Below are 6,483 nucleotides of genomic sequence, written 5' to 3' on the forward strand. Positions count from 1 at the left end.
GCCCGGGCCTCGGCCGCCGGAGCGCCGCCGCGCAGACTCCGCCCGTCCCGGCTGCGGGCGGCGAAGCGCCTCTTGCGGCCGGATGCCTTCGCCCTACCCGCAGAGCCCTCAGTCCTGTCGCGCCTTCTGCGGCGCCACAGCAGTGGCCGGCGCGAGGAGCCGCCTCTCCGACCGGCCCCCGCCTGCGGGTCGATCCGGTCGACGAGCCCGGTCAAAGCCTTCCCGAGCGAGCTGCCGGACGCTCCCTCCAGGACGCTGCACCCCTGAAGCAGGCAGGCGTCCGCGGTTGCCGCGTCATCGGGCAGCAGGACGATGTCCTCCACCCCGCCGAAACGAGCCAGCGCCTCACGCAGGGCCTGCTGAGGGGAGGGACCGGCGGCCGTGGCCCTCACCCGATTGAGGACGACCTCGACCCGTCCCGCGGGCATCACGGAGGAGCCCACCTCATCATCCAGGAGCTGAAGCAGGCGTCGAACCCCGATCGGATCCGCCCCGCCCACCACCACGACGACGTCGGCACGAGTCACCAGGTCGGCGGTGACCGCCCCGCGCCCGGGCTCGAGCGTGAAATCGTCGACGTCGTCGTCGACGACGCCACCGGCGACGTCGACGACGGTCCAGGCCGCGCTCCGGCGGCACTGGAGCCAGACCTCGGTCATGGAGGCCGGCGGCAGCTCGCGCCAGCGGCCGGCCCTCCCCAGTCCTCCCAGCAGCGAGAGCCCACCGCCCACCGGGGCCAGGAGCCGCTGGAAGCTCTCGGCATCGAGCCGTCCGTAGGTGGCCAGGCGGGCCGCCCCAGCCAGGGCGGAGGAGTCCTCCGGCATGCCGAGGAGCTGAACCAGGCTGGGGGCCTCGACGTCGGCGTCCACGAGGATCGCCCCTTCGGGGCCGGCCAGGCCATGGGCGAGGGAGGCGGCCACGGTCGAGCGCCCGGGGGCGCCATGGGGTCCCCACACCAGGACGATCCGTCCATTCCCACCGTCGCGCGCCGGCACGTGAGGACCTGAGCGAGGACCACCGGTGACGCGCGACCGGTCCGGCGCAACCGACGGGGGCACCGCGGAGGACTCCTGCGCGGTCTCACCCGCGACCGGCGCCCACTCCTGACCTGGTGAGATGTCCGCGAACACATCGGATCCGACGGCGACGGGCCCAGGCCCGGTTCGCATCGATGACGCCCCGGTTCCTTCTGGGTCGGGGGACTGACGCCACAGCTCTTCGAGCCAGGCGGTCTCCTGAGCGGCGCCGCGCTCCGCGCTCGATGCGGGCGTGGCGGCACTCAGCCAGTCGTCACTCGCGGAGCCGACCCCGGCAGCGCCCCCCGATACTGAACCGTTCGCCGTCTCAGGTGCCGGCCAAGACGCGGTGAGAGAGTCGGGGGAGGCGGTGCTGGGGTCGACCGCGCTGCTACGCACGAGTTCCTGCAGCACGGAGCGGATGCTGTCGGGGGCGGTGTCACGCCTCAGGACCGGCCATCCCGCACTGCGCCAGCGCTCCTCCTCGTGGGCCTCCACCAGGAGCAGTCCACGCAGGCCGGCGCGGCCGAGCCGGTCCAGGACGGTGCGGTCAATCTCATCGAAACCGGTGTCCAGCAGGGCGAAGGAGGCCAGTCCGGCCATGCCCGCCGAGAGCAGCTCGGGCAGGTCGGCACACCGTCGCACGACGCACAGACCGCTTCCCGCCCGACTCAGCGCACGCAGGATGTCGGCGTCGTCGCCGCTGAGGGCCAGCAGGATCCCGGCGCCAGGGTCGCTCACGACTCCTTCTCCGCAGGCGCTTCCTGGCCGGTGGGCACCAGGACGAGCGACCCTTCCTGCCCGACAGCACTGAGGACGGAGGCGAGGGAGTCCTGGGGGACCTTCACCTCCACTCCGGTATTCGGCCCGGAGATCAGTCCTTTGGTGGCCTCACCGACGGAGGCGATGACCAGTCCTGTGGCCACGCGGCGCGCCCCCTCGTCACCGGTCGGCTCCCGGCCGGTCCGATCGGCCGCGGACGCCTGGCCCGAGACTCCCGCAATCGCCCCCTCCTTGGGCACGACCCACAGGTCGACGTAGTCACCGACCTTCGTCGATGCCGGAAGGTTGGAGGCGACATTGAGGACCACCGGTCGCAGCGCCTGCTCCCGACTGCTGTTGACGGCCACCGCCGGCAGAAGCTCCCCCTTGTTCATGGAGCGGGTGGTCACCGCACCGTCGGGCAGGTGCCCGACCTCGACGTAGGCGTCAGTGCCGGGATGGGCCTCGACCGCCGTGAGAACACCGTCGGCAGTCAGGTCGGTCCCGGGAGCGACGTCCTGGGAGAGCATGTAGACGCGGGTGGTGTCGGCGGCGGCATCAACAGCCCACGCCCCCATGGCCACGGCCGCCGATACCAGGACCACTCCCCCGGCCATTCGCGGGTCCTTCCAGGCGGGACGACGCCATCGGCCACCGCGGGGACGTTCAGGTACTGCTCGGGAGTGCGTACGGCGGGATGACGTCACGGGAATCCTCCTTGATCGCCTGGAATCATCATCGGGATAAAATGATACCTCAAGGTTATCCACAATCTCCTTTGAGAATTGTGGAGAAAGTCGAGCGGTGGGATCATCGGTTCTATGAGCACACGATTCCTGACCATCGCCGACGTCGCCGAGCAGCTCCAGCTGTCCACCCAGGCCGTGCGCGCCCTCATCCGTTCCGGAGACCTTCCAGCCATCCAGGTCGGCGCCCGCAAGCTGTGGCGCATCGAGGACCAGGCTCTCGAGGACTACATCCAACGCCAGCTCGCCTCGACCCGCGCCATGGTGGCCGCGGGGTGGGGCGAGGACGAGGAGTTCTGAACCAGCCCCTCAGCCCCATCGATCTCACCCGCTCCCCTCCTCAGCACCTGCGCGCGACGGCGCGTCAACGACTGCGCAGCACCTCGATCGCGGCGGTCATGACGCAGACGGTCCCCGTTCCCGCACCCGGCGCACGCCGTGCACGAACGCCTCCCTCAGGGTCGAGGACGACGTCGACATGGTCCGAGCCCACGCGGACCAGGCGTCCCACCACCTCGCCAGAGCCCAGGACCAGACGCACTCGCACGCCGCGCCGAGCCATCTCACGCAGCAGCGCCCCCAGCGTGGGATGACGGCGGGAGTCCCGGGGCGCCGGACCGGCCAGAGCGGTGGTCGTCGCCACCGCGGTCAGCGGAACAATCGCCTGCAGCCCCTCCCCCTCATCGACCAGGACATAAGCGGGTTCAACCCGACTCACGACGCCGTCCACCGGCACGCCACAGCGGGTCCGTAGATGAACCGGGCGTCCCGCCGAGCCTCGGAGGCGGTCCACTGCCTCAATCGAGGCGTGCTCCGCCTCAGCCAGCTCGGCACTCTGCGCCACCAGATCCGCGCGACGTTCGGCATCGAAGCTGCTCTCCAGGTCGGCGAGCATCAGGTCCCAGTCCATGCCCCCACCTCACCACACTCCGCACACGGAGCAAAGTCCGCCCCCTCGGAGCCACCCCGGGCCGCAGGCATCTGACGTAACGGTTCACTCACCGAGATGACATCGCGTTAGATGAGATGCCACCTCTCTTGACATCTGGAAATGACCAGAGTAAATCTAAGATCATCAAACATGATCAATGGCGATGAGGAGGCAGACATGCCGACAGGGTTTCGACTCGCGCTGCTGGTCGGATTGTCCGGCACTCTCCTGCTCCTCCTGGGGTGCGCGGCCCACAGCGCTGCAGACGGCCTTCTGGAGGTCCCACCACAGTCCTGGGGGATGGGCCATCTGTCCGACGCCGTCGTCGCCGGGACCTGCACAATCGGGGCCCTGGGGGCCTTATGGCACGCCGTGTCGGCCGTACTCGCCCTCGTCGCGCTCCGCGATTCCCACGATCGCAGATTCTCCCGGAGCGGCGGCGTCCCCGGGCTGGCAGTCAGGATCCTGGAGGGATGGGGAGCTCCCGCGGTTCGCCGTATCGCGGCCTCCGCCCTGGTCGTCTCCCTGTCCTCGACGCCGGCACTCGCCGCGGAAGGGGCCGCCGGCGGTGACGACCTGGGTTGGCGGCCCACGAGTTCGGCACCCGCCTCACCCGTCCAGTCCGCATCACCGCAGGCAGGCCAGTCGCCGTCAGGTTCCGCCGACGCAGGCGACCCGCCCTCCACCGCGGCACCGGATGGCGCACGATCCCGTATCGACGGCCCGGCGCCCTCATCGTCACCGGCTCCGTCGGACCGCGCAGGAGAATCAGGAGACTCGGTCGGCTCAGCACCGCCCGCCACAACCGATGACCGCGCCTCAACCACCTCGGGACCGGAGGCGTCGGAGCGCACTCACACCGTGCTGCCCGGAGAGAGCCTGTGGTCGATCACCGCCTCCCTGCTGCCCTCCGGGGCCGGTGCTGCACGGATAGCGCGGAGCTGGCCCGCCCTGTACCACGCCAACGCTGATGTCATCGGAGCCGACCCGTCACTGATCCGCCCCGGGACGGTGCTGACGGTTCCCGGCTCTCTGGCGGCGCCGAGTACGACGACGGGAGGCCAGAACCCATCGAGATGAACCACATCCCTCCCCAGCCGCAGGGCCATCAGACTTCACCGCAGTCTCCGCCACCGCCTCACCGCCAACTCCATCCACCTCCAGCTCCGTGCCCACGAGGTACCAACGCACTTCCAGGAGCCCGCCATGACTGCCACCGCCACCGCAGCTCGAGCCACTCGTGCCGTCCGCCCCGCCCGCCGCGAGGCCATCCCTCAGCACCACACCCACCCCACACCGACTCACCCGACGCCGACCCGAGCCGCTCCACCCAAGCCCCGCAAGCCTGTCAACGAGCCCGGCGTCGCCGAGTCTCACGACCACCTCAACAGGAGACAGGCCGGCGCTGGCACCGACGCCTCGCGCACGGCCGCGATCGTGGTGACTGCGGCGAGCGAGGTGCTGGCCGGGCTACGCCCCGTGGACCACCTGGCCCGGTGGACCAGCCCGTCCCTGTTCGACGCACTTGCCCGCAGAGCGGGTCTGGCCTCCAGGATCCTGGGGCACCAACCGTCGCCGAAGCGCCCGCGCATCCGCAGCGTGCGCACCGAACTGACAATGTCGGGGGCGTGCGAGGCGACCGTTCTCCTGGAGGAGGGCAACCGGGTCCGGGCCGCGGCGGCGCGCCTGGAGCTGTTGCGCGAGCGCTGGATCCTCACCGGCCTGGAGATCGCGTGATCCCGCCGGATCCTGGCGGTCTACCAGGTCCGACGGGATCAACGGCGGTGACGTCAGCGCTCACCCGGCTTCAGTGGCGACGCTTCTTCTTGGAACGTCGACGCTCGGCCCGGTTACCGCCCGAAGCCGACGAGGGCGGGGCGGGGGCCCTGCGCGACGAGACGCCGGAATGCCTCTCCTCGCCGCCGGACTCGCTGGGTCCGGAGTAGGTGATCCGCTGCTCCATGGAGGCCCGCCCCGTGTTTCCCAGGACGGTGCCCCGGCCCTGACCGGTACCTCCACCCACCCGGATACCGGCCGCCGCAGTGGCGTTGGCCTTGGCGACCGCCTGAGCGGCCTCGACGGTGCCATCCTCGGCGGCGCGCTGGGCAGCGGCGTCGAAGCGGGCGACATTGGCGAAGATCTGCTCGACGGTCTCCTCGCGGATCCCCTCCATCATCGCCCGGAACATGCGGGCTCCCTCATTGGCGTACTCCACGAGGGGGTCTCGCTGGGCCATGGCCCGCAACCCGATGCCCTCCTTGAGGTAGTCCATCTCATAGAGGTGCTCACGCCAGCGCTTGTCCACAACGGCCAGCAGGATGCGACGCTCCAAGGTCCGCATCGGCTCCTCGCCGAGCTGGGCGTGGGCCAGGGCGTTGGCGTCGATGCGCGCCTCGGCGTCCTCGTAGGCCACGGCAATGTCCTCGTTGAGCTCCTCGATGAGACTCTCCGGGGTCAGCGCATCCTTACCACCCAGGGCCTCAACGACCTCATCCTGGGTGAGTCCCACTGGGTAGAGGCGACCGAGCTCGCCCCACAGGACGTCCAGGTCCCACTCGTCGGGGCGCCCCTCGGCCGTGCCGGCGTTGACGATCGAGGTGACGGCATGAGTCCGGAAGGCCTCGACCTGGGGTTCGAGATCCTCTCCGTCCAGGACGCGGCGGCGCTCGGAGTAGACCTTCTCGCGCTGCTCGGTCATAACGTCGTCGTACTTGAGGACGTTCTTGCGGATCTCATAGTTGCGCGACTCCACCTGACGCTGGGCGCCGGCGATGCCGCGAGTGACCATCTTGGACTCCAGCGGCACGTCGTCGGGGTAGGCGCCCGAGGCCATGATGCGCTGGGCGAGCCCGGAGGCGAACATGCGCATGAGGTCATCCTCCATCGACAGGTAGAAGCGGGACTCGCCCGGGTCTCCCTGACGGCCGGAGCGGCCGCGCAGCTGGTTGTCGATGCGCCGCGATTCGTGGCGCTCGGTGCCCAGCACGTAGAGGCCGCCGAGCTCGACGACCTCGTCGTGCTCGGCCCG

The 6,483-nt window shown here is 70.3% G+C and carries 6 protein-coding genes and 1 pseudogene; 3 read left to right on the top strand and 4 right to left on the bottom strand.

The features are described from left to right. Positions 1 to 1,757: hypothetical protein (locus tag RWR81_RS11830; protein WP_314457937.1), on the bottom strand; the 1,757-nt coding region annotated here is incomplete at its 3' end. Further along, on the bottom strand, positions 1,754 to 2,395 hold the full coding sequence (locus tag RWR81_RS11835; RefSeq protein WP_399498440.1) for a hypothetical protein: 642 nt from the start codon (positions 2,393 to 2,395) through the stop codon (positions 1,754 to 1,756). The genes RWR81_RS11830 and RWR81_RS11835, both read right to left, overlap by 4 nt. Before the next feature lie 204 nt (positions 2,396 to 2,599). Here RWR81_RS11835 and RWR81_RS11840 point away from each other — a divergent pair, with 204 nt between their 5' ends. Further along, complete coding sequence (locus RWR81_RS11840; RefSeq protein WP_314457939.1) at positions 2,600 to 2,824, top strand: helix-turn-helix domain-containing protein; 225 nt, start codon at positions 2,600 to 2,602, stop codon at positions 2,822 to 2,824. A 64-nt stretch (positions 2,825 to 2,888) separates the two neighbouring features. Here the strand turns inward: RWR81_RS11840 and RWR81_RS11845 are convergent, their stop codons facing one another. Further along, positions 2,889 to 3,434 carry a Fis family transcriptional regulator gene (locus RWR81_RS11845; protein WP_314457940.1) on the bottom strand — a complete coding sequence of 182 codons (546 nt, stop codon included), beginning with the start codon at positions 3,432 to 3,434 and terminating at the stop codon, positions 2,889 to 2,891. A gap of 198 nt (positions 3,435 to 3,632) precedes the next feature. On the opposite strand from RWR81_RS11845, the gene RWR81_RS11850 reads away from it, so the two are divergent. Together RWR81_RS11850 and RWR81_RS11855 are read left to right on the top strand one after the other, a co-directional pair. Next, a complete protein-coding gene (locus RWR81_RS11850) occupies positions 3,633 to 4,535 on the top strand; it encodes a peptidoglycan-binding protein LysM (RefSeq protein ID WP_314457941.1) in 903 nt (300 codons plus the stop codon). A gap of 126 nt (positions 4,536 to 4,661) precedes the next feature. Next, the gene (locus tag RWR81_RS11855) at positions 4,662 to 5,192 is read left to right on the top strand and encodes an Rv3235 family protein (RefSeq protein WP_314457942.1); all 531 of its coding nucleotides are present in this window, start codon (positions 4,662 to 4,664) and stop codon (positions 5,190 to 5,192) included. A 70-nt stretch (positions 5,193 to 5,262) separates the two neighbouring features. On the opposite strand, the pseudogene RWR81_RS11860 reads toward RWR81_RS11855, so the two are convergent. Beyond that, positions 5,263 to 6,483: pseudogene (locus RWR81_RS11860) on the bottom strand (preprotein translocase subunit SecA); the annotation flags it as partial.

Origin of the sequence: uncultured Actinomyces sp., assembly GCF_963526355.1 — a bacterium.
GTDB lineage: Bacteria > Actinomycetota > Actinomycetes > Actinomycetales > Actinomycetaceae > Actinomyces.

Coding starts and splice junctions, on each gene's coding strand:
- RWR81_RS11835 (WP_399498440.1), bottom strand. CDS start 2,395: ATGGCCGGGGGAGTGGTCCTGGTATCGGCGGCCGTGGCCATGGGGGCG.
- RWR81_RS11840 (WP_314457939.1), top strand. CDS start 2,600: ATGAGCACACGATTCCTGACCATCGCCGACGTCGCCGAGCAGCTCCAG.
- RWR81_RS11845 (WP_314457940.1), bottom strand. CDS start 3,434: ATGGACTGGGACCTGATGCTCGCCGACCTGGAGAGCAGCTTCGATGCC.
- RWR81_RS11850 (WP_314457941.1), top strand. CDS start 3,633: ATGCCGACAGGGTTTCGACTCGCGCTGCTGGTCGGATTGTCCGGCACT.
- RWR81_RS11855 (WP_314457942.1), top strand. CDS start 4,662: ATGACTGCCACCGCCACCGCAGCTCGAGCCACTCGTGCCGTCCGCCCC.